Genomic DNA, 1019 nt, shown 5'->3' with positions numbered 1-1019 from the left:
CCGCCGCGTACGTCATGTACACCTCGGGCTCGACCGGCACGCCCAAGGGCGTCGTCGTCACCCACGCGAACATCCTGGACCTCGCCTCCGACCGGCGCTTCTCGGGGCATCGCCGGGTGCTGCTGCACAGCCCGCACACGTTCGACGCGGCCACGTACGAGCTGTGGGTCCCGCTGCTGAACGGCGGCACCGTCGTCGTCGCGCCGCCCGGCCCGCTGCGGCCGGACACCGTCGAACGGGCCGGGCTCAGCGCGGTGTGGCTCACGGCCGAACTGTTCCGGACGCTGGCCGACCTCGCGCCCGGCCCGCTCGCCCGCGTCCCGGAGGTGTGGGCGGGCGGCGACGTGCTGCCGCCGGACGCGGTGCGGCGGCTGGCGGAGCGCGGCGGTCGGGTCGTCAACGGGTACGGGCCGACGGAGACGACGACGTTCGCCACCAGCCACCGGGCCGGGGCGCAGCCGGGCGGCGGGCCCGTCCCGATCGGCCGGCCGCTGGACGGCACCCGCGTGCACGTCCTGGACGCCCGCCTGCGGCCCGTCCCGATCGGCGTCGTCGGCGAGCTGTACATCGCCGGGGCCGGGCTGGCGCGCGGCTACCTCGGGCGGCCCGGAGCGACGGCGGAGCGGTTCGTCGCCGATCCGTTCGCGCCGGACCGGCGGGCGGGCGAGCGGATGTACCGGACCGGGGACCTCGCGCGGTGGACGTTCGGGGGCGAGCTGGAGTTCGCGGGCCGGGCGGACGGCCAGGTGAAGATCCGGGGGTACCGGATCGAGCCGGGCGAGGTCGAGGCCGTGCTGGAGTCCTGCCCGGACGTGGCGCGCGCCGTCGTGACCGCCGTGACCGGCGGCGAGGGGCGGCGGCTGGTCGCGTACGTGGTGCCGCGCGACGGCGGGACGCTGGAACGGGTGCGCGAGCACGCGGCGGCCCGGCTGCCCCAGCACCTGCTGCCCGCCCGGTACGTCCCGCTGGAGCGCCTCCCGCTCACCCCGCACGGCAAGGTGGACCGCACGGCCCTGCCC

At 77.8% G+C, this 1019-nt stretch carries 1 protein-coding gene; it reads left to right on the top strand.

Features of this window, described 5'->3' with window-relative positions; translation table 11 throughout:
* A partial coding sequence (locus FAF44_RS53310; protein ID WP_237111139.1) for an amino acid adenylation domain-containing protein occupies positions 1 to 1019 on the top strand: 1019 nt, incomplete at both ends.

Origin of the sequence: Nonomuraea sp. MG754425, from assembly GCF_021699195.1 — a bacterium.
Taxonomy (GTDB): domain Bacteria; phylum Actinomycetota; class Actinomycetes; order Streptosporangiales; family Streptosporangiaceae; genus Nonomuraea.
This window is presented reverse-complemented; position numbering and strand designations above follow the sequence as displayed.